This window comes from Nocardiopsis trehalosi NBRC 14201, assembly GCF_001552555.1.
Classification (GTDB): Bacteria; Actinomycetota; Actinomycetes; order Streptosporangiales; family Streptosporangiaceae; genus Nocardiopsis_B; species Nocardiopsis_B trehalosi.
Genome location: NZ_BCRK01000079.1, coordinates 1 through 25,652, shown reverse-complemented (window position 1 = coordinate 25,652; position 25,652 = coordinate 1). Strand labels below are relative to the sequence as shown.

Here is a 25,652-nt window from a genome sequence, read left to right as displayed (position 1 = left end):
CCGTCCTCGAGAACAAGGATCGCCGGGATCGGAGCGGCGGGCGCGGTGGCGGAGTCGGTTGCTGCAGGTGGAGTCACTGGATCTTTCCTTCGAGGACCGTCGGGGCGCCGCGCAGGAAGGTGGCGACCACGCGTCCGGGCAGGCGCATGCCCCGGTAGGGGGTGTTGGTGCTCTTGGAGACCATCGCCGCGGGGTCGACGTCGCGTGCGGTGTCCGCGTCGTACAGCGTAACGTTGGCGGGCTCACCTGGGGCGATCGGCCTGCCGTGGCCGGCGAGGCGGCCGATGCGGGCGGGCGCCGCGGACATGCGGTCGGCCACCTGGGCCCAGTCGAGCAGCCCGGTGTCGACCATGGTGTGCTGCACGACCGACAGGGCGGTCTCCAGCCCGGTCATGCCCATGGCGGCGGTGGCCCACTCGGTCTCCTTGGCCTCGATCGGGTGCGGGGCGTGGTCGGTGGCCACGCAGTCGATCGTGCCGTCCGCGAGGCCTTCGCGCAGCGCGCGGACGTCCTCGGCGGTGCGCAGCGGCGGGTTGACCTTGTAGATGGGGTCGTAGCCCTCGGCGAGGTCGTCGGTGAGCAGCAGGTGGTGCGGGGTGACCTCGGCGGTGACGTCGCAGCCGCGGCTCTTGGCCCAGCGCAGGATCTGCACCGAGCCCTTGGTGGAGACGTGGCAGACGTGCAGGCGCGAGCCGACGTGCTCGGTGAGCAGGCAGTCGCGGGCGATGACGGCCTCCTCGGCGACGGCCGGCCAGCCGGCCAGGCCGAGGCGGTCGGAGACGGCGCCCTCGTTGAGCTGGGCGCCCTCGGTGAGCCGGGGGTCCTGGGCGTGCTGGGCGACGACGCCGCCGAACGCCTTGACGTACTCCAGGGCGCGGCGCATCAGCAGCGGGTCGGAGACGCACATGCCGTCGTCGGAGAACACGCGCACCCGGGCCGCGGAGTCGGCCATGGCGCCGAGTTCGGCGAGCTGGACGCCGGCGAGGCCGCGGGTGACGGCGCCGACGGGCTGCACGTCGCAGTGGCCGGCCTCGCGGCCCAGCCGCCACACCTGCTCGACCACGCCGGCGGTGTCGGCGACGGGGTCGGTGTTGGCCATGGCGTGCACGGCGGTGTAGCCGCCCGCCGCCGCGGCGCGGGACCCGCTGGCGACGGTCTCGGCGTCCTCGCGGCCGGGCTCGCGCAGGTGGGTGTGCAGGTCGACCAGGCCGGGCAGGGCGATGAGCCCGGCGGCGTCGTGCACCTCGGCGCCACCCGGGTCGAGGCCGGTGCCGACCGCGGCGACCACGCCGCCGCGGATGAGGATGTCGGCGGGTTCGCCCCCGTTGATGCGCGCGCCGCGGATGAGGCGGGCGGTGTCGGTCATCTGTTGCTTCCCCCTGGGTTCTGCGTCGCTCATGAGCCGATCGCGGGCGCGGAGCCGCCCAGCAGCAGGTAGAGCACGGCCATGCGGACGCTGACGCCGTTGGTGACCTGCTCGGTGATGGTGGAGCGCGGCGAGTCGGCGACGTCGGCGGAGATCTCCATGCCCCGGACCATGGGGCCGGGGTGCATGACGATCGCGTCGTCGGGCAGCCGGGCCAGGCGCTCGCGGTCGAGGCCGTAGCGGCGGCTGTACTCGCGCGCGGTCGGGAAGAAGGCGGCGTGCATGCGCTCGGCCTGCACGCGCAGCATCATCACCACGTCGGTCTTGGGCAGGACCTCGTCGAGGTCGTAGGAGACGGCGCACGGCCAGGTGTGCACCGACTGCGGCATGAGCGTGGGCGGGGCGACCAGCGTGGTCTCGGCGCCGAGGGTGTGCAGGAGCAGCACGTTGGAGCGGGCGACCCGGCTGTGCAGGACGTCGCCGACCACGGCCACGCGCAGGCCCTCGACGCGGCCGCGGCGCTCGCGCATGGTGTAGGCGTCCAGGAGCGCCTGGGTGGGGTGCTCGTGGGTGCCGTCGCCCGCGTTGAGGACGGCGCCGTCGACCCACTCGGCGAGCCGGTGGGGGGCGCCGGAGGCGCCGTGCCGGATGACGACGCCGTCGGCGCCCATGGCCTGCAGGGTGAGGGCGGTGTCCTTGAGGCTCTCGCCCTTGGAGACGCTGGACCCCTTGGCGGAGAAGTTGACGACGTCGGCCGACAGCCGCTTGGCGGCGACCTCGAAGGAGGTGCGGGTGCGCGTGGAGTCCTCGTAGAAGAGGTTGACCACGGTGCGGCCGCGCAGGGTGGGCAGCTTCTTGACCGAGCGGTCGCCGACGCGGGCGAGTTCGGCGGCGGTGTCGAGGACCAGGGTGGCCTCGTCGCGGTCGAGGTCGCCGGCGGAGAGCAGGTGGCGCATCAGGCGTCGTCCTCCTGGCCGGGGCGGGGCTTGGCCGGGCCGATGAGCACGGCGTCGCGGCCGTCGAGCTCGTCCAGCAGCACGGCGACGTTCTCCCGCAGCGAGGTGGGCAGGTTCTTGCCGACGTAGTCGGCGCGGATGGGCAGCCGGCGGTGGCCGCGGTCGACCAGGACGGCGAGCTGCACGGCGCGGGGGCGGCCCAGGTCGTTGAGGGCGTCGAGGGCGGCGCGGACGCTGCGGCCGGAGTAGAGGACGTCGTCGACGAGGACGACGGTGCGGCCGTCGATGCCCTCGGGCGGGATGTCGGTGCGGCCGAGGGCGCGGGCCGGCGCCAGGCGCAGGTCGTCGCGGTACATGGTGATGTCGAGGGAGCCCCACGGGACGGAGCGGTCCTCGACGCGCTCGATGCGGTCGGCGAGCCGCCGGGCGAGCGGGACGCCGCGGGTGGGGATGCCCAGGAGGGTGACGTCGTGGCCGCCCTTGGTGCGCTCCAGCACCTCGTGGGCGATCCGGGTCAGCGCCCGGTTGATCTCAGGGCCGTCGAGCACGGCCCTCGGGGCGGTCTCCGCGCGCTGCGGAGCGCCGTCCGCGGTCTCACCTTCCGCGCGTTTTCGCGCACACACAGTGATGACCCCCTTCCCTGCCTCACGGAACAGGTCGTTAAAGGTTGCCGAACGGCCTTCACGCTACCAGCGCGCACCCGCCGTGGCCGCCGGGCCTCCCGGTGAAACCCGGGGTAACTATGACACTGGTCACAGGAAGCGCCCTTGACGGCGGGCCTAAATCGCCCCTCGGACGGCCTCCCGTTCCGTCGGCCGCACCCCCGTGGACGGCGGAAACGCTTGCACCATCGGGCTTCCCGGAAATCGGCCGATGGCAATCCGTCCCCATCGCTCCCGAAATGAGAGACCCCTCACTTACACACGGTTTGGCCACTGATTCGTCGCGTTTCCGCCTAACGGCTTGACCTGGCAACCCGAACCGCCGTACCGTCACTGTCCGTAACCAATCTGGGTGGGGCCGCTCCGTGGCCGTCCCGCGGGAGGGCGCGCGGCGCCCTACCGCGACCGACGGGCACCGCAGAGCGGATCTCGGGGCACTCCGCCCACACCAGCCACCATCACGGCCGGGGAGCGACGAAGAAGATGCCATCGGAATACGCGAAGTCCCTTGGCGCGCGACTGCGCGCCATCCGCACCCAGCAGGGGCTCTCCCTGCATGGGGTGGAGGAGAAGTCCCACGGTCGCTGGAAGGCCGTCGTGGTGGGCTCCTACGAGCGCGGCGACCGCGCCGTCACCGTGCAGAAGCTGGCCGAGCTGGCCGACTTCTACGGGGTGCCCATGTCGGAGCTGCTGCCCGGCGGCGCCGCCCCGACCCCGCTCGGCCCCACGCCGAAGCTGGTCATCGACCTGGAGCGCATGCAGCAGCTCCCGCAGGAGAAGGCCGGCCCGCTGGCGCGCTACGTCGCGACCATCCAGAGCCAGCGCGGCGACTACAACGGCCGGGTGCTGTCCATCCGCCAGGAGGACCTGCGCTCGCTCGCGGTCATCTACGACCGCTCGCCCGGCGACCTCACCGAGGAGCTGATCAACTGGGGCGTCCTCGACCCCGAGGCCCGCCGCGCGGTGGACGCCTTCTAGGACCCGGCACCGCTCTCTTCGTCCGCGCCCCCCTGCCCCAGGGGCTCGCATCGCAGAACCGCCGACGGCCCCGCACCCGATCCGGGTGCGGGGCCGTCGGCGTGGAACGGGGCCCGCGGCGCGGCCGCGTCGCACGGGGGGCGTGCGCGGGCGGGCGCCTGCGGGCCCCTGGTCTGAAGCGGACCGGGCGAGGGGCTTCCCCTCCCCCCGCCCGGCCGCTCCCCGCGCCCAGGCGCCGCGGGGGGCGACGGCCGGACGCGAGTCCGGAAGGACCGCGATGCTCGAACATCAGTTCGAACAGTCTCAGTTAACCTCACCCGACGGCTTTCGTCAAGGAGGACCGGACGGACCCGGCGCGTCCTCTAGGGTGGCGCTGTGGACACCTTTTCCCGCATGTGGGAGCCCGCCGCCCCCGCCTTCGTCCACGCGCTGCCCGCGCTCCTGGACATCTACACCGCGGCCATGTCCCCGCCCCCCGACCAGCTCGCCGGCCGCCGCACGATCATGGAGCACCACGCCCGCAACCCCGGTTTCCGCGCGGTCGTGGCGCTGTCGTCGGACGGCCGCACCGCCCTGGGGTTCGCCTACGGCTTCCACGGCGGCGGCGGGCAGTGGTGGCACGACGTCGTCACCACCGAGCTGCGCTCCCGCGACCCCGAGGCCGCCGACCGCTGGTTCGCCGACTCCTTCGAGGTGGCCGAGGTGCACGTGCGCCCCGAGCACCAGGGGCGCGGCATCGGCCGCCGGCTGCTGCGGGGGGTCACCGCGCACCGGCCCGAGCGCACCGCCGTGCTGTCGACCCACACGGGGCCGACCGTGGCCCGCCGCCTCTACGCGTCGTACGGGTTCACCGACGTGCTGGCGGAGTTCCGGTTCCCGGGCAGCCCCGACCGCCCGTTCGCCATCATGGCCGCGCCGCTGCCGCTGCGGGGGCCCGGTCGGCGGCGATCTGCCGGTAGATCTCGCGCGTGGCTGTGGACTGGTTGAACGTGATGAAGTGGATGCCCGGGGCGCCCTCGTCGAGCAGCCGCTCGCACATGCGCCGGGCCTGCTCGATGCCCAGCCGGCGCACGGCCTCGGGGTCGTCGCCCACCTTGGCGAACTCCTCGGCCAGGTGGCGCGGGAACGGCGCGCCCGACAGCTGCTCGGAGCGCTCGATGGTGGCCAGCTTCACCACCGGCATGATCTCGGGGATGATCGGCACGTCGCAGCCCCGGGCCGCCACCCGGTCGCGCAGCCGCAGGTAGTCCTCGGGGTCGAAGAACATCTGGGTGATGGCGTAGTCGGCGCCGGCCCGGCACTTGCGCACGAAGTGGTCGGCGTCGGTGTCGACGTCGGCCGACCGCGGGTGCTTGTAGGGGAACGCGGCGACCCCCACGCAGAAGTCGCCGGACTCCTTGATCAGCCGGACCAGCTCGTCGGCGTACTCCAGCCCCTCGGGGTGGCGCACCCAGGTGCCCAGCGGGTCGCCGGGCGGGTCGCCGCGCAGCGCCAGCATGTTCGACACCCCGGCGGCGGCGAACCGGCCGATGAGGTGGCGCAGCTCGCGCACCGAGTGGTCGACCGCGGTCATGTGCGCCACCGGCAGCAGCGTGGTGTCGGTGGCCATGCGCTCGGTGATCTCGACGGTGCGGTCGCGGGTGCCCCCGCCCGCGCCGTAGGTGACCGACACGAAGGACGGCTGGAGCGCCTCGATCTCGCGGATGACCCGCCACAGCTTCCGCTGGCCCTCGGGGGTCTTGGGCGGGAAGAACTCGAAGGAGAACGTGGGCTCGCCCGCGACGAGGAGGTCGCGGATGCGGCGCGGCCGCGCGTCGGCGGTGCGGGCGGCGTCGAGGCGGGACGGTGTTCCGAGCATGGGCACCACCTTAGGCGACGCCGCGCCGGTGTCCAGGGCGGGCACCGGTCCGGCGGCGTTCCGGGGAGCCGCTAACCTGCACTCCATGACCTCCACTCCCGCCTCACCGGTCACGTCCGTGCGCGCGGCCGTCGACGCCGAGCTGGCCGCGTTCACCGGCCGCCGCCGCGCCCAGCTGCTGGAGATCGGCCCGGAGCTGGAACCGGTGCTCGCGGCCCTGGAGGCCATGCTGACGGGCGGCAAGCGGCTGCGGCCGGCGTTCTGCTACTGGGGGTGGCGGGGCGCGGGCGGCGGCGACGATCCCGGCATCCACGCCGCGGCGGCGTCGCTGGAGCTGCTGCAGGCGTGCGCGCTGGTGCACGACGACGTCATCGACAACAGCGACACCCGGCGCGGCCTGCCCGCGGCGCACAAGCGCCTGGAGGCGCTGCACGCGGCGTCGGGCTGGAGCGGGTCGGCCGCGGGCTTCGGGCAGGGCGCCGCCATCCTCATCGGCGACCTCTGCCTGGCGTGGTGCGAGGACCTGTACCAGGGCAGCGGGCTGCCCGCCGAGGCGCTGCGCGCCGGGCGCCGCCCGTTCGACCAGATGCGCACCGAGGTGATGGCCGGGCAGTACCTCGACATGCTGGAGCAGGTCCGCGACGCCGAGAGCGTCGAGGCGTCGCTGCGGGTGATGCGGTACAAGTCCGCCAAGTACACGGTGGAGCGGCCGCTGCACCTGGGGGCGGCGCTGGCCGGGCGCTACGAGGAGCTGGCGCCGGTCTACACCGCCTACGGCCTGCCGCTGGGCATCGCCTTCCAGCTGCGCGACGACGTGCTCGGCGTGTTCGGCGACCCCGGCGAGACCGGCAAGCCCGCGGGCGACGACCTGCGCGAGGGCAAGCGCACCCTGATCGTGGCCGAGACCCTGGAGCGCGCGTCCGCCGCCGACGCCGCCGAGTTCCGCCGCCACCTGGGCGACCCGGACCTGTCGGCGGAGGCGGTCGCGTGGATGCGCGGGGTCGTGGCCGACAGCGGCGCGCTGGACGCCTGCGAGCGGCGGATCGACGCCTACGTCGGCCAGGCCGCGGCGGCGCTGGAGAGCGCGCTGATCGACGACGCCGCGCGGCCGGCGCTGGCCGACCTGGTCGTCGCCGCGACCGCCCGCCGGCACTAGTCCCGCCGCCCGGGCGGCGGAACCGCCGTCCGCCCCAGGGGGTGCCGGGGGTGCGCCTCGGGCAGGAGCCCGGTTCCTCCGATCTACCGATGCCCGCGGTACGGGGCTCCGCCAGGGTGGGGGGACACGTCCGGACCGTCCGGTCCCCCCTTACGAGGAGTCCCCATGAGCACCACCGCCGCGGCGTACCGCGGCCCCGTGCGGGCCGATGAGCGCGCACTCGCCCCCGACCTCGCCCGCGGGTTCATGCTGCTGCTGATCGCCCTGGCCAACACCCCCTGGTACCTCTGGGCGGCGGAGAAGAGCGGGTACGGGGCCCACCCGGTCGACGGGACGGCACTCGACCGCGTGGTCCAGTTCGTCCTGACGGTGGCGGTCGACGGCCGCATCTACCCGATGTTCGCGTTCCTGTTCGGCTACGGCATGATGCGCACCTTCGACCGGCAGGTGGAGGCGGGCGCCGACACCCGCGCCGCCGCCCGGCTGCTGCGCCGCCGCCACCTGTGGCTGATCGTGTTCGGTTTCGTCCACGCGGCCCTGCTGTTCATGGGCGACATCCTGGGCGCCTACGGCGTGGCCGGGCTGGTCCTGGGCGGCCTGTTCCTGCGCCGCACCGAGCGGACCATCCGCGTCTGGGCCGGTGTGCTCGGCGGGGTCCTGGTCCTGCTGTCGGCGCTCGCGCTGGTGGGCGCCGCGCTGGCCGCCATGGCCCCGGCCGACGCGGGGGCGGCGACGGCCGCCGGCATCCCGGACGTCATCCGCGGGTCCTTCGCGAACCCCTCACCGGTCGGCGCCGCCCTGAACCGGATCTCGGTATGGCCGGTCATCGTGTTCGGCCAGGGCCTGGCCCTGATCGTGCCGGCCGCGATCCTGCTGGGCATGGCCGCCGCGCGGCGCCGCGTGCTGGAGCGGCCGGGCGGCCACGTGCGGCTGCTCGCCTGGACCGCTGTGGTCGGCGTGGCCGTCGGCTGGGGGACGGCGGTGCCGAGCGCCCTGGACCACATCGGCGCGGTGGACATCGCGGCGGGCCCGCTGGGCGCCCTGGAGGGGGCCCGGCAGCTCGCGGGCGTGTTCGGCGGCGTGGGCTACGTCGCGCTGTTCGGCCTGATCGGGCACCTGCTGTCCCGGCGCTCCCGGACGGGGCCGCTCACCTACGCGGTCACGGCGGTGGGCCAGCGGTCGATGACCTGCTACCTCACCCAGTCGGTGATCTGCGCGCCGGTCCTCGCGGCCTGGGGCCTGGGGCTCGGCGGGGTGCTGGGCAGCGCGTCGATGGCGGCGTTCGCCGTGGGCGTGTGGCTGGTGACCGTGGCCCTGGCGGTCGCGCTGCGGCGCGCCGGGCGGCGCGGCCCGGCCGAGGTGCTGCTCCGGCGGCTCACCTACCGCAGGGCGGCGGCCGCCCCGGTGGCCGTGCCCGCCCCGGAGGCGACGCGCTGACACGCCGCCCGCGCGGGGGGCTTTGCCGCCCCCCGCGCGCCGGTGAGTGCGCGCGGCCGGGCGTTGCCCGAAAATGGCCGCCATGGGTGACGATCAGGTAATAACGCACACCATCGGGATCACCGGCGCCACGGGGGCGGTGGGCGGGCGGGTGGCGGCCCGGCTGGCCCGCCGCGGCGTGGCGCAGCGGCTCATCGTCCGCGACATCAACCGCGCCCCCGAGCTGAAGGGGGCCAGCGCGGCGATGGCGGCCTACGAGGACACCGCGGCGTTCCGGCGGGCGGTGCGGGGCACCGACACGCTCCTGCTGGTCTCGGCGACCGAGGCGGCGGACCGGGTCGACCAGCACATCGGGGCCGTGGACGCCGCCGTGGCGGCGGGGGTGTCCCGGATCGTCTACCTGTCGTTCCTGGCCGCGGCCCCGGCGGCGACGTTCACGTTCGCGCGCGACCACTTCTACACCGAGGCGCACATCCGCTCGACCGGGGTGGCGTTCACCTTCCTGCGGCCGAGCCTCTACCTGGACCTGCTGCCGTACTGGGCCGACGAGAACGGCGTCGTCCGCGGGCCGGCGGGGCAGGGCCGGGTGGCGTGGGTGTCGCGCGACGACGTCGCCGACGCGGCCGTGGCGGTGCTCACGTCGGCCCCGGGGACGCACGACGGCCGCACCTACGACATCACCGGCCCCGAGGCGGTGACCCTCTCGGAGACGGTGGACCGCCTGTCGGCGCTGACCCGCAAGCCGGTGCGCTACCTGCCCGAGACGTGGGAGGAGGCGCTGGCCTCGCGGCGCGGCTCGGGCGCGCCGGAGTGGGCGATCGAGGGCTGGGCCAGCTCCTACGCGGCGATCGCCACCGGCGAGATGAACGTGGTCTCCCCCGCCGTGCCGGACCTCACCGGGCACCCCGCCCAGTCCATCGAGGGCTTCCTGCGCAAGAACCCCAGCGCGCTGACGCACGTGCACTCCTGACCCCCGCGGCGGCCGCGCCGGGCGCGGCCGCCGGGCCCGGGTCAGCCGCGGACGTCGACGACCGCGAGCGCGCCGGAGCCGTGCCGGGCCCGCAGCGCCTTCTTGTCGAACTTGCCGACGCTGGTCTTGGGCACCTCGTCGACGAACGCCCAGTGCTCGGGCAGCTGCCAGCGGGCGACCCGGTCGGCGAGGAAGGCGCGCAGTTCGGCGGCGTCGGCGGTGGCGCCCTCGCGCAGGACGACGGCCACCAGCGGGCGCTCGTCCCACTTGGGGTCGGGGACGGCGACCACGGCGGCCTCGGCGACGGCCGGGTGGCCCATGACGTGGTTCTCCAGCTCCACCGAGGAGATCCACTCGCCGCCGGACTTGATGACGTCCTTGGCGCGGTCGGTGAGGCGGAGGAAGCCGTCGGGGGTGAGGGTGCCGACGTCGCCGGTGCGCAGCCAGCCGTCGTGGAACCTCGCGGGGTCGTCGTCGCGGTGGTAGGAGCCGGTCACCCAGGGGCCGCGGACCTCCAGTTCGCCGACGCTCTCGCCGTCGTGCGGGACGGGGGCGCCGTCGGGGCCGATGAGCCGGGCGCGCACGGACTGCGACATCCGGCCCTGGCTGAGCTTGTACTCCCACCGGCGCTCGCCCTCGGCGTCGGCCGGGGGGTGGGCGACGCTGCCGAGCGGGGAGGTCTCGGTCATGCCCCAGGCGTGCAGGACGGGCACCCCGTACAGCTCCTCGAAGGTGCGCATGAGGGCGGGCGGGCAGGCCGATCCGCCGATGACCACGCCGTGCAGGGAGGACACGTCGCGGGGGCGGGCGCGCAGCTCGTCGAGGAGGCCCTGCCAGATGGTGGGGACGGCGGCGGCGATGGTGGGCCGTTCCGCGTCGATCATGTCGGCGAGGGCGGCGGGCTGGAGGAACCGGTCGGGCAGCAGGGTGGCGGAGCCGACCATGAGCGACGCGTAGGGCAGCCCCCAGGACATGGCGTGGAACATGGGGACGACGGCGAGGGCGCGGTCGGACTGGCGCAGGCCCTTGCCGTTGGTCATGCAGACCTGCATGGAGTGCAGGTAGATGGAGCGGTGGCTGTAGACGACGCCCTTGGGGTCGCCGGTGGTGCCGGAGGTGTAGCACATGGCGGCGGCGTCGCGCTCGTCCACCTCGGGCCAGTCGAAGGTGTCGGGCCGGCCCTCGATCAGGTCGTCGTAGGCGTGCACGGTGACGCCGGGGGCGGCCAGGCCGCCGGTGCCGCCGCCGGCGACGACGACGTGCCGGACGGTGCTCAGCCGGGGCAGGATCGGCGCGAAGAGCGGCACCAGGGAGGCGTCCACGATGACGACGTGGTCCTCGGCGTGGTCGGCGATGTAGACGAGCTGGTCGGGGTGGAGGCGGATGTTGAGGGTGTGCAGCACGGCGCCCATGGCGGGCACCGCGAAGTAGGCCTCCAGGTGCTCCTGGTTGTTCCACTGGAAGGTGGCCACCCGCTGGTCGCCGGTGACGCCGAGTCCCCGGAGGGCGTGGGCGAGGCGGGCGGTGCGCCGCCCGACCTCGCCGAGGGTGCTCCGCCGGGGCCGGCCGCCGGTCCAGGTGACGACGTCGGCGCCGCTGTGCACGGTGGTGCCGTAGCGGACCAGGTCGCCGATGGACAGCGGTACGTCCTGCATCGTGCTGCGCATGTGCCGTCGCCTCTCGCGGTGCGCGGTGTGGTGGACGTCACCGACGTTAAAAGCGGGGTGAGGGGACGGTATAGGCGCGCCCGGGAATCGTTACCTAACAGTGTTAGGCCGACGGTGCCGGGCCCGGCGGGCGGTCACGCCCCGCCGCGTTCGGCGAGGCGCTCCGCGAACGCGGCCGCGGCCGCCCGGGGGTCGTCGGCCTCGGTGATCGCGCGCACCACGACCACCCGCCGGGCGCCCGCGTCGAGCACCCGGTCGAGGTTGGTGAGGTCGATCCCGCCGATCGCGAACCACGGCCGGGCCGTGCCCAGCCCGGCCGCCGCCGCGACCAGCTCCAGCCCGGCGGCGGGGCGCCCCGGCTTGGTCGGCGTCGCCCAGGTGGGGCCCACGCAGAAGTAGTCGACGCCGTCCTGGGCGGCGGAGGCAGCCGCGGCCGCGGCGGTGTTGTTGGACCGGCCGATCAGCGGGCCGGGGCCGACGATCGCGCGCGCCGCCGGGACGGGGAGGTCGTTCTGGCCGAGGTGCAGCACGTCGGCGCCCGCCGTGCGGGCGATGTCGGCGCGGTCGTTCACCGCCAGCAGCGCGCCGTGGCGGTCGCAGGCCGCGCGCGCCGTCTCCAGCGCGGCCAGTTCGTCGCGGGCCTCCAGGCCCTTCTCGCGGATCTGCACGACGTCGACGCCGCCGGCGAGCGCGGCGTCCAGGAACTCGGCGAGGTCGCCCCGGCCGCGCCGGGTGTCGGTGCACAGGTAGAGGCGGGCGGCGGCCAGGCGTTCACGGGGGTCAGCGGTCATCGGGCCAGCCTAGACCGGGGGTCCCGCGCGGGACCGCGGGTGCGGCCGGTGGGCCGCACCCGGGCGCGGCGTCCGCTACAGCGCCATGGCCTGGGCGCGGCGGCGGACCTCGGTGCCGCGGTTGGCGATGAGCGCCTCGATGGGCGCCCCGGGAAGGGTGTCGTCCGGGGTGAACAGCCAGTGCAGCGCCTCATCGGTGCTGAACCCGCAGTCGGCGAGGACGGTGAGCGTCCCCGGCAGCCCCTTGACGACGTCGCCGTCGGCGATGAACGCCGCCGGGACCGAGAGCTCCCCCTGCCGCCGCACGCCGAGCAGCTTGTGGTCGCGGATGAACTGCTTGATGCGGTTCGGGCTGACGTTCAGCTCCCGCGCGGCGTCCTTCAGGGTCATCCATTCACCGACGAGGGCGTCGGTGTCGTGGTCGTTCGCAGTCACGCAGCCAATGTCCCACAGTTCGGCCCGCCGCAAACCCGGGGCGCGGCCGGTATCGCTGAGGGCGGAGCGCCCCGCCGCGCGCCCGGCGCGGGGCGGCTGGCAGAATGGGGCGCGAAGCAACCCCGCGGGAGCCGGTGCGCCGGCTGAGAGGGAGGCCGCAGCCTCCGACCGCACGAACCTGATCCGGGTCATTCCGGCGAAGGGAGTGGAGGCGGCGCCGTGCGTGAGGACCCTTCCGGCCACGTGGCCGTCGTCGGCGCGGGCGTGATCGGCCTGGCCGTCGCCTGGCGGGCCGCCCAGCGCGGGCTCCGGGTCACCGTGGTGGCCCCCGACCGCACCCCCGGAACGGCGTCGGACGTCGCGGCCGGCATGCTCACCCCCGCCACCGAGGCCGCGTTCGGCGAGGAGCCGCTGATGCGGCTCGGCGCCCTGTCGCGCGACCGCTACCCCGCCTTCGCCGCCGAGCTGGAGGCCGAGACCGGGCTGCCCTCGGGCCTGCGCACCGCCGGCACCCTCCAGGTCGCCTTCGACGCCGACGACCTCGCCCGGCTCGCCGAGACCCGCGACCTGCTCGACCGGCTCGGCCTGGCCACCGAGCGCCTCACCGGCCGCGCCTGCCGGGAGCTGGAGCCGATGCTCGCCCCGGGCGTGCGCGGCGGGTTCCTGGCCCCCGACGACCACGCGGTCGACCCGCGGCTGCTCACCGCCGCCCTGCGCGCCGCGCTGCGCGGCCGCGGCGTGCGGACGGTGCGCGAGCCGGCCGCCGCCGTGCTGACCGCCGACGGCCGGGTGCGCGGCGTGCGCACGGCCTCCGGCGCCGACGTCCCGGCCGACCGCGTCGTGCTCGCCGCGGGGGTGTGGACCTCCGGCATCGGCGGGCTGCCCGGCGGCGTGGTGCCCCCGCTGCGCCCGGTCAAGGGCCAGGTGCTGCGGCTGCTGCTGCCGGACGGCGAGCCGCCGCTGATCACCCGCACCGTGCGCGGCCTGGTCCGCGGCACCCCCGTGTACCTGGTGCCGCGCGACGGCCGCGAGGTCGTGCTGGGCGCCACGCAGGAGGAGATGGGCGCCGACCTGCGGCCGACCGCCGGGGGCATGTGGGAGCTGCTGCGCGACGCGCACGCCCTGGTGCCCGGCGTCAGCGAGCTGGAGGTCGCCGAGACCCGCGTCGGGCTGCGCCCCGGCTCCCCCGACAACGAACCGCTGCTGGGCCCCACCGCGGTGCCCGGCCTGCACCTGGCCGCCGGGCACTTCCGGCACGGCGTGCTGCTCACCCCCGCCACGGCCGACGCCCTGGCCGACGCGCTCACGGGCGGCGCGCTGCCCGACTACGCGCGGCGGTTCTCCGCCGACCGCGGCTCCGACGGAAGCGAGGCACCCCAGTGGACGTGATCATCAACGGCGAGCGCCGCGACGTCGCGCCCCGCAGCACGGTGGCCGACGTCGTCCGGTCCCTCACCGACGCCCCCGGCGGCGTCGCGGCCGCGGTCAACGACGAGGTCGTGCCCCGGGCGGCCTGGGCCGCCACCCCCATCGCCGAGAACGACCGCGTAGACGTGCTCACCGCGGTCCAGGGAGGCTGACATGACCACCCGTACCCCCGATACCGCCGACGCCGCCGCCGTCCGCGACCCGCTGGTGATCGCCGGCCGGGAGTTCACCTCGCGCCTCATCACCGGCACCGGCGGCGCCCCGTCGATGCGGGTGCTGGAGGAGGCCCTGGTCGCCTCGGGGACCGAGCTGACGACCGTAGCCCTGCGCCGGGTCTCCCCCGGGGCGCACGGCTCGGTGTGGGACGTGCTGCGCCGCAACGGCATCCGCGCGCTGCCCAACACCGCGGGCTGCTTCACCGCCGCCGACGCGGTCCGCACCGCCCGGCTCGCCCGCGAGGCGCTGGAGACCGACTGGATCAAGCTGGAGGTCGTCGCCGACGAGCGGACCCTGCTGCCCGACCCGGTCGAGCTGCTCGACGCCGCCGAGCGCCTGGTCGACGAGGGCTTCACCGTGCTGCCCTACACCAGCGACGACCCGGTCCTGGCGGCGCGCCTGGAGCGCATCGGGTGCGCCGCGGTCATGCCGCTGGGCGCGCCCATCGGCTCCGGGCTGGGCATCCGCAACCCGCACAACATCGAGCTGATCGTGGAGCAGGCGGGGGTCCCGGTCATCATCGACGCCGGTATCGGCACCGCCAGCGAGGCCGCGCTCGCCATGGAGCTGGGCTGCGACGCGGTGATGCTGGCCACGGCGGTCACCCGCGCCCAGGACCCGGTGCTGATGGCCGCGGCCATGCGCGACGCGGTCGCCGCCGGGCGCGCCGCCCGCCGCGCCGGCCGCATCCCGGTGCGCCGCTACGCGCACGCCTCCTCCCCCGCCGCCGACTGACCACCGGGTGGCCCGGTCGGGGCGCGAACCGCCCCCTGTGCGGCGGTTCGACCGGGTCGGGAGGGATCACGCCTAGACTTCACACTGTGGACATGACGACTGCGGACCCGCTCGTCGGCGCGACCCTCGACCGCCGCTACCTCGTCGAGGCGCGCGTGGCCAGCGGCGGCATGGCGACCGTGTACGTGGCGCACGACCTGCGCCTGGACCGGCGGGTGGCGTGCAAGGTGATGCACCCCTCGCTGGCCGAGGACCCCACCTTCGTGCGCCGGTTCATCAACGAGGCGCACGCGGTGGCCCGGCTCTCCCACCCCAACGTCGTGCAGGTCTACGACCAGGGCACCGACATGGGCCACGTCTACCTCGCCATGGAGTACGTCCCCGGGCACACGCTGCGCGACCTGCTCGCCGCGCGCGGGCGGCTCGCCCCGCGCGACGCCCTGCAGATCATGGCGCCGGTGCTGGCCGCGCTGGGCGCCGCCCACCAGGCCGGGCTGGTCCACCGCGACGTCAAGCCCGAGAACGTGCTGCTCACCGAGGACGGCCGGGTCAAGGTCGCCGACTTCGGGCTGGCCCGCGCGGTGGAGTCCGCGAACCAGGCCATGACCCGCACCGGCACGGTCATGGGCACCGCCGCCTACCTGGCGCCCGAGCAGATCGAGCAGGGCGCTTCCGACGCCCGCACCGACGTCTACGCCGCCGGCGTCATGCTCTACGAGCTGCTGACCGGCGCCCAGCCGCACACCGGCGAGACCCCGCTGGCGGTCGCCTACCAGCACGTCAACGAGGACGTCCCGCGCCCCTCCAGCCGACTGCCGGACGTCCCGCACGAGGTCGACACCCTGGTCACCCGCTCCACCGAGCGCGACCCCCGCTACCGGCCCGGCGACGCCGGGCAGTTCCTGTCGGCGGTGCTGGCCGCCCTGCGCGCGCTGCCCGCCGGGGTGCCCTCGGCCGCGGCGGCGACCGCCGTGCACGGCGCGGCCCCGCTGCCGCCGCCCGACCGCGGCGAGGACGCCAACGCGACCCTCGTGGTCGACCTGGCCGACACCGACGACCACCGCGACTGGGACGACCGCCCGGGCCGGCGGCTGCCGCTGCTGCTCGTCGGCGGCGTGCTGACGGTGGCCCTGCTGGCGTTCGGCTGGTGGTTCCTGCTCGGCCGCTACGAGCAGGTGCCCGACGTGGTCGGGCTCGACCAGGAGGCGGCGGCCGAGCTGCTCACCGACGCCGGGCTGACCATGCGGATCGCCGAGGAGCCCGTCTACAGCGACGACGCCGAGGAGGGCGAGGTCGCCGAGGCCGACCCCGGGGTCTCCCAGCGCGTCCTGCCCGGCGGGACGGTGACCGTGGCGCTGTCAATGGGGCCGCGCACGGTGGCCATGCCCGACCTCACCGGGCGGTCCGCCGACGAGGCCCGCGCCGAGCTGGAGGACGCCGGGTTCACCGACGTCCGCGAGGAGGAGGCCGACTCCGAGGACGCGGCGGTCGGCACCGTGGTGTCCACCGACCCCGAGCCCGGCGACGACGCCGACCGCGACCGCACCGTCACCCTCACCGTCAGCGCCGGGTTCACCGTGCCCGACGTCGTGGGGGCCACCGAGGACGACGCCACCTCGACCCTGGCCGACGCCGGTCTGCAGGCCCAGGTGGAGCGCGCGGCCAGCGACGACGTCGAGGAGGGCCGGGTGATCTCCCAGGACCCCGACTCCGGCAGCGTCGGGCGGGGCGACGCCGTCACCATCACGATCTCCACCGGCAAGGAGCGGATCGAGGTGCCCGACGTCAGCGGGTGGAAGCTCGACGACGCCCGCGAGGAGCTGGAGGGGCTGGGCCTCACCGTCAAGGTCACCGCCCCGCTGGGCGGTGACCGGGTGGTCCGCTACAGCCCGCACGGCGAGGTCGAGAAGGGCGGCGAGGTCGAGCTGTTCGTCTCCCCGTTCGGCGCGGGCGAGGACCGCGGCAACGGCAACGGCAATGGGAACGGCAACGGCAACGGGAACCGGGGCGACGACTGAGCGCTCCGCGCGGCCGGACTCGCCGGTGCCGCGTCCGGCCGGTTAGGGTCCGACCATGGACGCTGACGGCATCCGGGTGATGGTGGTCGACGACCACCCCATGTGGCGCGAGGCGGTCGCCCGCGACCTGGCCGAGGCCGGGTTCGCGGTGGTGGCCACCGCGGGCGACGGCGCGAAGGCGGTGCGGGTGGCCCCCGCCGCCCGGCCCACCGTGGCCGTGGTCGACCTCCAGCTCCCCGACATGTCGGGGGTCGAGGTCACCCGGCGGCTGCTGGCGGCGGCCGACCCGCCCCGCGTGCTGGTGCTGTCGGCCAGCGGCGAGCAGGGCGACGTCCTGGAGGCGGTCAAGGCGGGCGCCACCGGCTACCTGGTGAAGTCGGCGGGCCGCGAGGAGCTGCTCGACGCGGTGCGCCGGGTGCACGCGGGCGACGCCGTGTTCACCCCGGGGCTGGCCGGACTGGTGCTCGGCGAGTACCGCCGCCTGGCGGCGGCGCCCGCCCCCGCTGCCGCCCCCAAGGCCCCCGAGCTCACCCCGCGCGAGACCGAGGTGCTGCGCCTGGTGGCCAAGGGGCTGGGCTACAAGCAGATCGCCGCCCGCCTCACGCTGTCCCACCGCACCGTGCAGAACCACGTGCAGAACACCCTCGGCAAGCTCCAGCTGCACAACCGGGTCGAGCTCGTCCGCTACGCCATCGACCAGGGCCTCGACGACTGAGGTCCGCCCCGGGGCGCGCGGCCGGGCGCCGTCCGGCCCCCGGCGGGGGCGGACGGCGCCGGGCGGGGTGTCAGTCGAGGGCGGCCCAGCCCTTGGAGCGCTCGACGGCGACCCGCCAGCGGCGGTAGGCGGCCTCGTCGCGATGGCCGGGCTCGAAGCGGCGGTCGAGCTGCCAGGTGTCCTTCAGGTCCTCGGTCGACCCCCACACCCCGGTGCCGAGCCCGGCGAGGAAGGCCGCGCCCAGGGCGGTGGTCTCCTGGATGCGCGGGCGGGCCACGCCCACCCCGAGCTGGTCGGCCTGCAGGCGGCAGAGCAGGTCGTTGGCCGACGCGCCGCCGTCGACCCGCAGCTCCGGCAGGTCGGTGCCCGACGCCCGCGCCATGGCCTCGACGACGTCGCGCACCTCGAACGCGATCGCCTCCAGGGTGGCGCGGGCCAGGTGCGCCCGGCCGGTGCCGCGGGTGATGCCGAAGATGGCGCCGCGGGCGTGCGGGTCCCAGTCGGGGGCGCCCAGCCCGGTGAGGGCGGGGACGAAGACCACGCCGCCGGAGTCGGGGACGCTGGCCGCCAGCGCCTCGGTCTGGGGGGCGGAGTCGATCAGCCCCAGCCCGTCGCGGAGCCACTGCACGGCGGCGCCGGTGACGAAGATGGAGCCCTCCAGGGCGTACTCCAGGCGGCCGTCCGGGTGCTGCCAGAGCACCGTGCTGAGGAGGCCGTGCTCCGGGGCCACGGCCTCCTCGCCGGTGTTGACGAGGATGAACGACCCCGTGCCGTAGGTGCACTTGGAGGACCCCGGGGTGAAGCAGGTCTGGCCGAACATGGCCGCCTGCTGGTCGCCCGCGATACCGGCGATGGGCAGCGCCAGGCCCAGGAACTCCTCGGGGTCGGTCTCGCCGATCACCCCGTAGGAGGGCACCACCTCGGGCAGCGCCGACATCGGGACGCCGAACAGCTCGCACATCTCCTCCGACCACCGCCCGGCGCGCAGGTCGTACAGGAGGGTGCGCGAGGCGTTGGAGGCGTCGGTGACGTGGCTGCGCCCCCCGGTGAGGCGGGCCACCAGGTAGGAGTCGACGGTGCCGACGACGGTGTCGCCCGACTCCACCCCGCTCCACGCGCGGGTGTCGTTGCGGCGGATCCAGGTGAGCTTGGTGGCGGTGAAGTAGGGGTCGAGGCGCAGGCCGGTCACCTCGGTCACCCGGTCCTCGTGGCCGGCGTCGCGCAGCTCGGCGCAGATGGCGGCGGTGCGCCGGTCCTGCCAGACGATCGCCCGGCGCGGCGAGCTGCCGCGTCTGCGGTTCCACAGCACCGCGGTCTCGCGCTGGTTGGTGATGCCCACGCAGGTGGGGGCCGCGCCGGCGGCGTCGATCGCGGTCTGGCAGGCGGCGAGGGCGGCCTGCCAGATCTCCTCGGGCACGTGCTCCACCCAGCCGGTGTCGGGGTAGTGCTGGGCGAACTCCTGGTAGCCGCGGGCGAGGACCTCGCCGTTCTCGCTGACCACGAGGGCGGTGACGCCCGTGGTCCCGGCGTCGATGGTGAGCACGGTCATGGGTTGGCCTCCAGGAGGTTCGGCGACTATGGTCTAGACCAAGTGGTCGGCGCGGTACGAAGGGTTCGACCCGCGCTCCCGCGCCGCCATTCGAGGGGTCTACCCGCGGACGGCCGGACCGCACTCCCCGCGGACCGCCTTCCGTGACCCCCGTCACACCTCCGCCGCCCGCCGGGCGGCGGGTTCCGCGGGGCCGAGGCCCGCCGCGGCGGTGCGCCGCCGGCGCCGGACCACGGCTGTTCCGCAGTTTCGCACGGGATTCACGGGAATCGAGGAGTACACGCATGCGAGTCGGGGTGCTGACCGGCGGTGGCGACTGCCCGGGGCTGAACGCGGTGATCCGCGCGGTGGTCCGCAAGGGCATCAAGGACTACGGCTACGAGTTCGTCGGCTTCCGCGACGGCTGGCGCGGCCCGCTGGAGGGCGACACCATGCCGCTCGACCGCGCGGCGGTCCGCGGCATCCTGCCGCGCGGCGGAACGATCCTCGGGTCCTCCCGCACCAACCTGATGAAGATCGACGGGGGCGTCGAGCGGGTCAAGGACAACATGGCGGGCCTGGGCATCGACGCCCTGGTGGCCATCGGCGGCGAGGACACCCTCGGCGTCGCCACCCGGCTCACCGACCGCGGCGTGAACGTCGTAGGCGTGCCCAAGACGATCGACAACGACCTCAACGCCACCGACTTCACGTTCGGCTTCGACACGGCCGTCAACATCGCCACCGAGGCGATCGACCGGCTGCACACCACCGCGGAGTCCCACCACCGCGCCCTGGTGGTCGAGGTCATGGGCCGCCACGCCGGGTGGATCGCGCTGCACTCCGGCATGGCCGCGGGCGCCAACGTCATCCTCATCCCCGAGCGGCCGTTCGACATCGACGAGGTCGTCGCGCACGTCGAGAGCCGGTTCACCACCCAGTACGCGCCGATCATCGTCGTCGCCGAGGGCGCCCACCCCAAGGACGGCCAGATGGAGCTGTCCACCGGCGAGACCGACTCCTTCGGCCACGTCCGGCTCGGCGGCATCGGGCAGCGCCTGGCCGACGAGATCGAGGCGCGCACCGGCAAGGAGGCCCGCTCGGTCGTGCTGGGCCACGTGCAGCGCGGCGGCACCCCCTCCGCGTTCGACCGGGTGCTCGCCACCCGCCTGGGCGTGCACGCGATCGACGCCGTGCACGACGGGGACTTCGGCAAGATGGTCGGCCTCCAGGGCACCGACATCGTCCGCGTGGAGCTGTCCGCGGCGACGGACAAGCTGAAGACGGTCCCGGCCGAGCGCTACGCCGAGGCCGAGGTCTTCTTCGGCTAGCCGGCCCGCCCGGCCCCCGCGGGGCCCCGTCCGATCCGGGCGGGGCCCCGTACCCGTTGCGGCCGGTCCGCGCCGCACCCGGCGGGCGGCGGCCGGACCGGTCGCCGCGATGTTCGATACTGGAAGACGGCCCCGTCGCGAGGCCCCCACCGGCAGACACCTCAGGAGATCCCCTCATGGCCGTTACGTCCGACTCCGCGGCCGTCGACACGCAGGCACCCGCGGCCCTGCTCCGGCCCGAGCCCGGGCTGGGCGAGCTGTGCGTGCTGATGAAGCTCGGCGAGATCGTGCTCAAGGGCAGCAACCGGCGGCTCTTCGAGCGCCGGCTGCACAACAACATCCGCGCCGCCGCCCGCGGCCTGCGCGAGATCAGGCTCACCCAGCGCGGCGCCGGCGTCATCATCGTGCGCATGCCCGGCGGCTCCGACCTGGAGGTCGCCGAACTCGCCGAGCGCATGCGCAACGTGATGGGCGTCGTCTGGGTGCACCTGGTGCGCCGGGTCGCCAAGGACCTCGACACCGTCACCGACGTCGCCGTGCGGTCCATGGCCGAGCGCGCCGGCACGTTCGCGGTGCGGGCGCGCCGCCGCGACAAGCGGTTCCCGCTCACCTCGTCGCAGATCGCCGCGCACGTCGGCGCGGCCGTCAAGGGCGCCTACGGGCTGCCGGTCGACCTCAAGCGGCCGGCCAACACGGTCTCCATCGAGGTCGACAAGGACGAGGTCTTCGTCTTCACCGACGGCATCCCCGGCCAGGGCGGCCTGCCCGTCGGCATGAGCGGGCGCGGCCTGGTGCTGATGTCGGGTGGCATCGACTCCCCCGTCGCCGCGCACCGGATGATGCGCCGGGGCCTGAAGGTCGACTTCCTGCACTTCTCCGGCATGCCGTTCACCGGGCCGGAGTCCATCTACAAGGCGTACAGCCTGGTGCGCCAGCTCGACCGGTTCCAGACCGGTTCGCGGCTGTTCGTGGTGCCCTTCGGCAAGGCGCAGCAGCAGCTCAAATCGTCGGGGATCGAGCGGCTGCAGATCGTGGCGCAGCGCCGGCTGATGCTGAAGACCGCCGAGGCCCTGGCCGACGACCTCGGCGCCGAGGCGCTGATCACCGGCGACGCGCTGGGCCAGGTGTCGAGCCAGACCATGACCAACCTGACCGCGCTGGACGACGCGGTGGACCTGCCGATCCTGCGCCCGCTCATCGGCATGGACAAGACCGAGATCATGGACCAGGCGCGGCGCATCGGCACCCTGGCGATCTCCGAGCTGCCCGACGAGGACTGCTGCACGCTGCTCACCCCGCGCCAGGTCGAGACCGCCGCGAAGATCGCCGACCTGCGCCAGATCGAGAAGCGGCTGGACGCCGAGGAGCTGGCCGAGCACCTGGTGACGACCGCCCAGGTGCACCGGCCCAGCTTCCTCGGCGACAGCGTCCCGTCCCGGATCTGAGCCCGGCGGGCCTCCGCGGGCTCCCACTGGGCTTCACCGTGCCCCGGGCCGCCGCGCGGCGGCCCGGGGTGCGGCGCCCCGCCGTCCCCCGTGGACCGGCGGGGCGCCGCGGCTCACACGCCGGCGGCGACCGGCTCGGGGGCGGGGGTCAGCGGCCGGCCCAGGACCGCACCGAGCGCGGCGGCGGCGTCGGCCAGCGCGGCGAGGTCCTCGCCCACCAGCGCCTGCGGGCCGTCGCACAGCGCGGTCTCGGGCGCCGGGTGGACGTCCACGATGATGCCGTCGGCGCCGACGGCGATGGCGGCCCGCGACAGCGGCAGCACCAGCTCGCGGCGGCCGCCCGAGTGCGACGGGTCGACGATCACCGGCAGGTGCGACAGGTTCTGCGCCACCGGGACGGCGCTGATGTCGAGGGTGTTGCGGGTGGCCTTCTCGAAGGTGCGGATGCCGCGCTCGCACAGCACGATGTCGAGGTTGCCGCGCTGCGCGATGTACTCGGCGGCCATCAGCCACTCCTCGATGGTGGCGCTCATGCCGCGCTTGAGCATGACGGGCCGGCCGGACTCGCCCGCCGCCTGGAGCAGCGCGAAGTTCTGCATGTTGCGGGTGCCGATCTGCAGCATGTCGGCGTACCCGGCCACCAGCTCCACGTCGGCGGCGTCGACCACCTCGGTGACGACCGGCAGGCCGGTCTCGGCGCGGACGTCGGCGAGGATGCGCAGCCCCGCCTCGCCCAGCCCTTGGAAGGCGTAGGGCGAGGTGCGCGGCTTGTAGGCGCCGCCGCGCAGGAGGGCGGCGCCGGCGGCCTTGGCCATGCGGGCCGCCGCCAGGGTCTGCTCGGGGGTCTCGACGGCGCAGGGGCCGGCGATGACCGTCACGGTGTCGCCGCCGATGGGCACCCCGCGCACGCTCACCATGGAGCGGCTGGGGTGGTTCTCCCGGCTGACGAGTTTGTAGGGCGCGGAGATCCGCAGCACGTCGCTCACTCCCGGCATTGCGCGCAGATCGAGGGTCTCGAACTGCTGGATGTCGCCGACGAGGCCGATGATGGTGCGGGAGACGCCGCGGGTCACGTACGCCTCGCCCCCCGCGGTGGTGACGAGGTCGACGAGGCCGTCGATGTTGTCCGGGGTGGCGTCGGGCGCCATCACGATGACCATGTGCGTTCTTCCTTCAAGGCGGTTCGGGTGCTCGTCGGTCGGTTCTGAAGGTGCTCCGGACACGAAAAAGAGCCCCGGGCCGTTCGGCCCGGGGCTCTCGAAGTCGTCCGTGTCAGCGCAGCGCTCGACGGGCGACCGTCCCTGTGGGCCGGTAGCCATAAAAGCGCCAGAACTTCCGCTGCATGGCTGCGACTATAGCGCACGCCCGGAGCGGGGCGGTGCGGCCGGGGTCCGGTCGGCGCCGCCGCGGCGCCTGGCAGGATGGCGGGAGGACCACGAAGGAGGCCGCGTGTCGGATCGACGTCTGCCGCCCGGGCAGTATGTACCCCGCGACCGGCCCGCCCTGCACTACGGTCCCGTCCCGAGGTTCCGGCCGCACCGGTGGGACCTGCGCGTCTTCGGGTTCACCGAGTCGCTGGGCGAGTTCCGGTGGTCGTGGCCGGAGTTCGACGCGCTGCCGCGCGTCGACACCGTCTCCGACTTCCACTGCGTGACGAGGTTCACCCTCCCGGGCGTCCACTGGGGCGGGGTGTCGACCGCGCTGCTGGTCGAGCAGGCCCCGCCCGACCCCTCCGCGACGCACGTGATGGTCTGGGGCGAGTACGGCTACAGCGCCAACCTCGGTCTCGACGACTTCCTCCGCGCCGACGTGGTGCTGGCGACGCACCGCGACGGCGAGCGGCTCACCGCCGAGCACGGCCACCCGGTGCGGCTGGTGGTGCCGCACCGCTACGGGTGGAAGAGCGTGAAGTGGGTGCGCGCCATCGAGTACCTGGCGGCCGACCGGCGCGGGTTCTGGGAGGAGCGGGGCTACCACAACCTGGGCGACCCGTGGAGCGAGCAGCGCTACTCCTACCAGGAGGAGCCGGGGCAGGGCCCGCCGCTGTCGTGACGCGGCCGACCGGGCGGGCCGGCCGGCGTCAGCGGGGCAGCCGCAGCTCGATCTCGGTGCCCTCACCGGGCGCGGTGGTGATCAGCGCGGTGCCGCCGAGGTCGCGCAGGCGGCCCCGGACCGACTGGGCCAGGCCGAGCCGCCCCTCGGCGGCGGCCGCGTCGGGGCGGCCGGGGTCCATGCCGGGCCCGTCGTCGCGCACGGTCACGGTGACCGCGTCGGCCTCGTCCTCCACCAGCAGCCACACCCGGGTCTCCTCGGGGCAGTGGCGTTCGACGTTGGCCAGGGCGGCGCGTACGGCGGCGTCGATCTCGCGCACCGCCTCCGGCGGCAGCGGGACGGGCGTGGCGGGCGTGGAGACGGTCACGCGCGCCCCGGCGTGCGCCGACAGCACGGGGCGCAGGTCGGCGGCCGCCGCGCCGTCGGGCGCGTCGGGGTCGGCGGCCTCGGCGCCCATGCCGACGAGGCCGCGCAGCCGGGCCTCCTGCTCGCCGGCGAGCCGTCCGAGTTCGGCGGCCTCCCCGCCGAGGTCGGTGCCGCGCCGCTGCACCATGGCGAGGACCTGGAGCACCGAGTCGTGGATGGAGCGGGCCAGGCGCTCGCGCTCGCGGGTGCGGGCCTCCAGTTCGACGGCGCGCGCGAACCGGCGCTCGGCGGCGGCCGCGTAGGCGGCCATGACCCCCACCGCGTAGCCGGCGAGGAGCAGCAGCACCACGCCCCGGGCCACGGCGGCGGTCAGGGTGAGGCCCAGCGCCAGGCGCACGGCCGCGTCGACGGCGCCGTGGCCCAGGGCGGCCGCCACCGCCCACCCGGGGCCGCGCACCACGGCGGCGGTCAGCACGGCGCCGCCGAACCAGGTGGTGGTCAGCGCCGGCGCCATGCGCAGGTAGCCGGGCTCGACGGCGGCGGCGGTGGCCGCGAGGCAGCCGAAGGCGACGGTGAGGTCGGCGGCGAGGAGCGCGTCGCGGTCCACCCCGGGGCGGCGGTGGGCGCGGGCGGCCGCGAAGGTCCAGGCGGCCATCACCGCGAGGACGGCGGCGGCCACCCAGGGGCGGGCCAGCAGGTCGTGGTTGCGCACCACGTGGACGGCGGCGTAGAGCAGCGAGGCGACGCGGAAGACGGTGATGCCGCGCCACAGCGGCGCCTCGAACCCCATCCGCCCGCTCCCGCCCTCGTCCGCCGCCGTGTTCCGGAAGGACAGTGTGGCCGACGCGGTCGGGCGGGGGCCACCCGGGGCGGGCGGGGCCCTGGACCCGTGGCCGGGGGCGTCCCGGCACGTGGCCCCCGGCCTCCGGACGGACAGACCCGTCGCCCCCGCCGGGGCCGGTCAGACGACGGCGCCGTCGTCGGGGCCGTTGTCGCCGGAGGGGCGGTCGCCCATGCGGACGACGAGCACCACGAAGCCCGCGATGAACGCCGCCACCGCGCAGAAGGCCACCGCGCCGGGCAGGCCGACGCCGAACAGCATGGAGCCCAGCAGCACCAGGGGGCCGCCGAACAGGCCCGCCCACGACAGCCGGCTGGTGAGGTCGCCGCGCGGCAGCGGCGGCGGGGGCGGGGGCACGTAGTGGTCGGCGTCGTCGGCGCCCCCGGCGGGGCGGACGACCCGGCCGCGGGTGTCGGGGTCGGCGTCGCCGTCACCGTCGCCGAGCAGCAGGTCGCCGGGGTCGGCGGGGTCGTCGGCGCCGGGCTCGGAGAGGTCGTCGGCGCCGAGGTTCTCGGCGTCGGGCCAGACCGGTCGGCGGCGGACGTCGGCGTGCTCGTAGAAGCGGGCGACGAGGTCGGCCCAGGCGTCGTCGTCGGCCGCGGGGTCGCGGGGGGCCGCGGCGGGCTCGCGGCCGTGGGGGTCGGCGGGTGTGGCCGCGTCGGCCGCCTCGGGGCGGGCGGGGTCGGAGCCGCCGGCGGGCT

At 75.3% G+C, this 25,652-nt stretch carries 23 protein-coding genes, 1 pseudogene and 1 riboswitch; of the genes and pseudogenes, 13 read left to right on the top strand and 11 right to left on the bottom strand.

Annotated features, from left to right (window positions below; genetic code table 11):
- Positions 1–73 precede the first annotated feature (73 nt).
- The 3 genes from NT8_RS15450 to pyrR are packed head-to-tail and all read right to left on the bottom strand — an operon-like array spanning position 74 to position 2,945.
- Positions 74–1,366 carry a dihydroorotase gene (locus NT8_RS15450; RefSeq protein WP_067969756.1) on the bottom strand — a complete coding sequence of 431 codons (1,293 nt, stop codon included), beginning with the start codon at positions 1,364–1,366 and terminating at the stop codon, positions 74–76.
- Positions 1,367–1,395: 29 nt separating this feature from the next.
- Positions 1,396–2,322: an aspartate carbamoyltransferase catalytic subunit gene (locus NT8_RS15445; protein WP_067969753.1), complete on the bottom strand. Its 927-nt coding sequence runs from the start codon at positions 2,320–2,322 to the stop codon at positions 1,396–1,398.
- Entirely contained in the window at positions 2,322–2,945 is a 624-nt protein-coding gene (pyrR, locus tag NT8_RS15440) for a bifunctional pyr operon transcriptional regulator/uracil phosphoribosyltransferase PyrR (protein ID WP_084468974.1), read from the bottom strand. The genes NT8_RS15445 and pyrR overlap by 1 nt, the downstream gene beginning before the upstream one ends.
- Before the next feature lie 522 nt (positions 2,946–3,467).
- Here pyrR and bldD point away from each other — a divergent pair.
- Both bldD and NT8_RS28695 read left to right on the top strand, forming a co-directional pair.
- A complete protein-coding gene (gene bldD / locus NT8_RS15435; protein WP_017591133.1) occupies positions 3,468–3,962 on the top strand; it encodes a transcriptional regulator BldD in 495 nt (164 codons plus the stop codon).
- 393 nt (positions 3,963–4,355) lie between these two features.
- On the top strand, positions 4,356–4,949 hold the full coding sequence (locus tag NT8_RS28695) for a GNAT family N-acetyltransferase (RefSeq protein ID WP_084468973.1): 594 nt from the start codon (positions 4,356–4,358) through the stop codon (positions 4,947–4,949).
- Here the strand turns inward: NT8_RS28695 and metF are convergent.
- The gene (gene metF, locus NT8_RS15430; RefSeq protein ID WP_067969747.1) at positions 4,867–5,820 is read right to left on the bottom strand and encodes a methylenetetrahydrofolate reductase [NAD(P)H]; all 954 of its coding nucleotides are present in this window, start codon (positions 5,818–5,820) and stop codon (positions 4,867–4,869) included. The two genes, NT8_RS28695 and metF, sit on opposite strands and share 83 nt — an antisense overlap.
- Positions 5,821–5,905: 85 nt before the next feature.
- Between metF and NT8_RS15425 the strand changes: the two genes are divergently transcribed.
- The 3 genes from NT8_RS15425 (at position 5,906) to NT8_RS15415 (ending at position 9,383) form a co-directional block, all read left to right on the top strand.
- Entirely contained in the window at positions 5,906–6,976 is a 1,071-nt protein-coding gene (locus NT8_RS15425) for a polyprenyl synthetase family protein (RefSeq protein WP_067969744.1), read from the top strand.
- Positions 6,977–7,141: 165 nt separating this feature from the next.
- Positions 7,142–8,413 carry a DUF418 domain-containing protein gene (locus tag NT8_RS15420; RefSeq protein WP_067969741.1) on the top strand — a complete coding sequence of 424 codons (1,272 nt, stop codon included), beginning with the start codon at positions 7,142–7,144 and terminating at the stop codon, positions 8,411–8,413.
- A gap of 82 nt (positions 8,414–8,495) precedes the next feature.
- Positions 8,496–9,383: an NAD(P)H-binding protein gene (locus tag NT8_RS15415; protein WP_067969762.1), complete on the top strand. Its 888-nt coding sequence runs from the start codon at positions 8,496–8,498 to the stop codon at positions 9,381–9,383.
- 41 nt (positions 9,384–9,424) lie between these two features.
- Here the strand turns inward: NT8_RS15415 and NT8_RS15410 are convergent, their stop codons facing one another.
- The 3 genes from NT8_RS15410 to NT8_RS15400 all read right to left on the bottom strand — a co-directional run bounded on the left by NT8_RS15410 (position 9,425) and on the right by NT8_RS15400 (position 12,276).
- On the bottom strand, positions 9,425–11,050 hold the full coding sequence (locus NT8_RS15410; RefSeq protein WP_067969738.1) for a long-chain fatty acid--CoA ligase: 1,626 nt from the start codon (positions 11,048–11,050) through the stop codon (positions 9,425–9,427).
- Between the two features lie 134 nt (positions 11,051–11,184).
- Positions 11,185–11,841, bottom strand: a complete 657-nt coding sequence (thiE, locus tag NT8_RS15405; RefSeq protein WP_067969735.1) for a thiamine phosphate synthase — start codon at positions 11,839–11,841, stop codon at positions 11,185–11,187.
- Between the two features lie 75 nt (positions 11,842–11,916).
- Positions 11,917–12,276: an Rv2175c family DNA-binding protein gene (locus tag NT8_RS15400; RefSeq protein ID WP_067969732.1), complete on the bottom strand. Its 360-nt coding sequence runs from the start codon at positions 12,274–12,276 to the stop codon at positions 11,917–11,919.
- A 114-nt stretch (positions 12,277–12,390) separates the two neighbouring features.
- A riboswitch (TPP riboswitch) is annotated at positions 12,391–12,498 on the top strand.
- On the opposite strand from NT8_RS15400, the gene thiO reads away from it, so the two are divergent.
- The 5 genes from thiO (at position 12,496) to NT8_RS15375 (ending at position 17,388) form a co-directional block, all read left to right on the top strand.
- Positions 12,496–13,665, top strand: a complete 1,170-nt coding sequence (thiO, locus tag NT8_RS15395) for a glycine oxidase ThiO (protein ID WP_067969759.1) — start codon at positions 12,496–12,498, stop codon at positions 13,663–13,665. Its footprint overlaps the riboswitch before it by 3 nt.
- Positions 13,656–13,856: a sulfur carrier protein ThiS gene (gene thiS, locus NT8_RS15390; protein ID WP_067969730.1), complete on the top strand. Its 201-nt coding sequence runs from the start codon at positions 13,656–13,658 to the stop codon at positions 13,854–13,856. Before thiO ends, thiS begins: the two co-directional genes overlap by 10 nt.
- Position 13,857: 1 nt before the next feature.
- On the top strand, positions 13,858–14,655 hold the full coding sequence (locus NT8_RS15385) for a thiazole synthase (RefSeq protein ID WP_067969726.1): 798 nt from the start codon (positions 13,858–13,860) through the stop codon (positions 14,653–14,655).
- A gap of 86 nt (positions 14,656–14,741) precedes the next feature.
- Positions 14,742–16,673, top strand: a complete 1,932-nt coding sequence (pknB, locus tag NT8_RS15380) for a Stk1 family PASTA domain-containing Ser/Thr kinase (RefSeq protein ID WP_067969723.1) — start codon at positions 14,742–14,744, stop codon at positions 16,671–16,673.
- A 55-nt stretch (positions 16,674–16,728) separates the two neighbouring features.
- The gene (locus NT8_RS15375; protein WP_067969721.1) at positions 16,729–17,388 is read left to right on the top strand and encodes a response regulator; all 660 of its coding nucleotides are present in this window, start codon (positions 16,729–16,731) and stop codon (positions 17,386–17,388) included.
- 70 nt (positions 17,389–17,458) lie between these two features.
- Here the strand turns inward: NT8_RS15375 and glpK are convergent, their stop codons facing one another.
- Positions 17,459–18,937, bottom strand: a complete 1,479-nt coding sequence (gene glpK, locus NT8_RS15370) for a glycerol kinase GlpK (RefSeq protein WP_067969717.1) — start codon at positions 18,935–18,937, stop codon at positions 17,459–17,461.
- 284 nt (positions 18,938–19,221) lie between these two features.
- Here glpK and NT8_RS15365 point away from each other — a divergent pair, with 284 nt between their 5' ends.
- Positions 19,222–20,247: a 6-phosphofructokinase gene (locus tag NT8_RS15365; RefSeq protein ID WP_067969713.1), complete on the top strand. Its 1,026-nt coding sequence runs from the start codon at positions 19,222–19,224 to the stop codon at positions 20,245–20,247.
- 176 nt (positions 20,248–20,423) lie between these two features.
- On the top strand, positions 20,424–21,692 hold the full coding sequence (gene thiI, locus NT8_RS15360; protein ID WP_067969710.1) for a tRNA uracil 4-sulfurtransferase ThiI: 1,269 nt from the start codon (positions 20,424–20,426) through the stop codon (positions 21,690–21,692).
- 113 nt (positions 21,693–21,805) lie between these two features.
- Here thiI and aroF read toward each other — a convergent pair whose 3' ends face one another.
- A complete protein-coding gene (gene aroF, locus NT8_RS15355) occupies positions 21,806–22,852 on the bottom strand; it encodes a 3-deoxy-7-phosphoheptulonate synthase (RefSeq protein ID WP_067969707.1) in 1,047 nt (348 codons plus the stop codon).
- Between the two features lie 289 nt (positions 22,853–23,141).
- Here aroF and NT8_RS15350 point away from each other — a divergent pair, with 289 nt between their 5' ends.
- Positions 23,142–23,744, top strand: coding sequence for a molybdopterin-dependent oxidoreductase (locus tag NT8_RS15350; RefSeq protein ID WP_067969704.1), 603 nt, complete (start codon positions 23,142–23,144; stop codon positions 23,742–23,744).
- A gap of 28 nt (positions 23,745–23,772) precedes the next feature.
- On the opposite strand, the gene macS is transcribed toward NT8_RS15350, so the two are convergent.
- A complete protein-coding gene (gene macS, locus NT8_RS15345; protein ID WP_067969701.1) occupies positions 23,773–24,900 on the bottom strand; it encodes a MacS family sensor histidine kinase in 1,128 nt (375 codons plus the stop codon).
- Between the two features lie 171 nt (positions 24,901–25,071).
- Positions 25,072–25,652: pseudogene (locus tag NT8_RS29935) on the bottom strand (hypothetical protein); the annotation flags it as partial.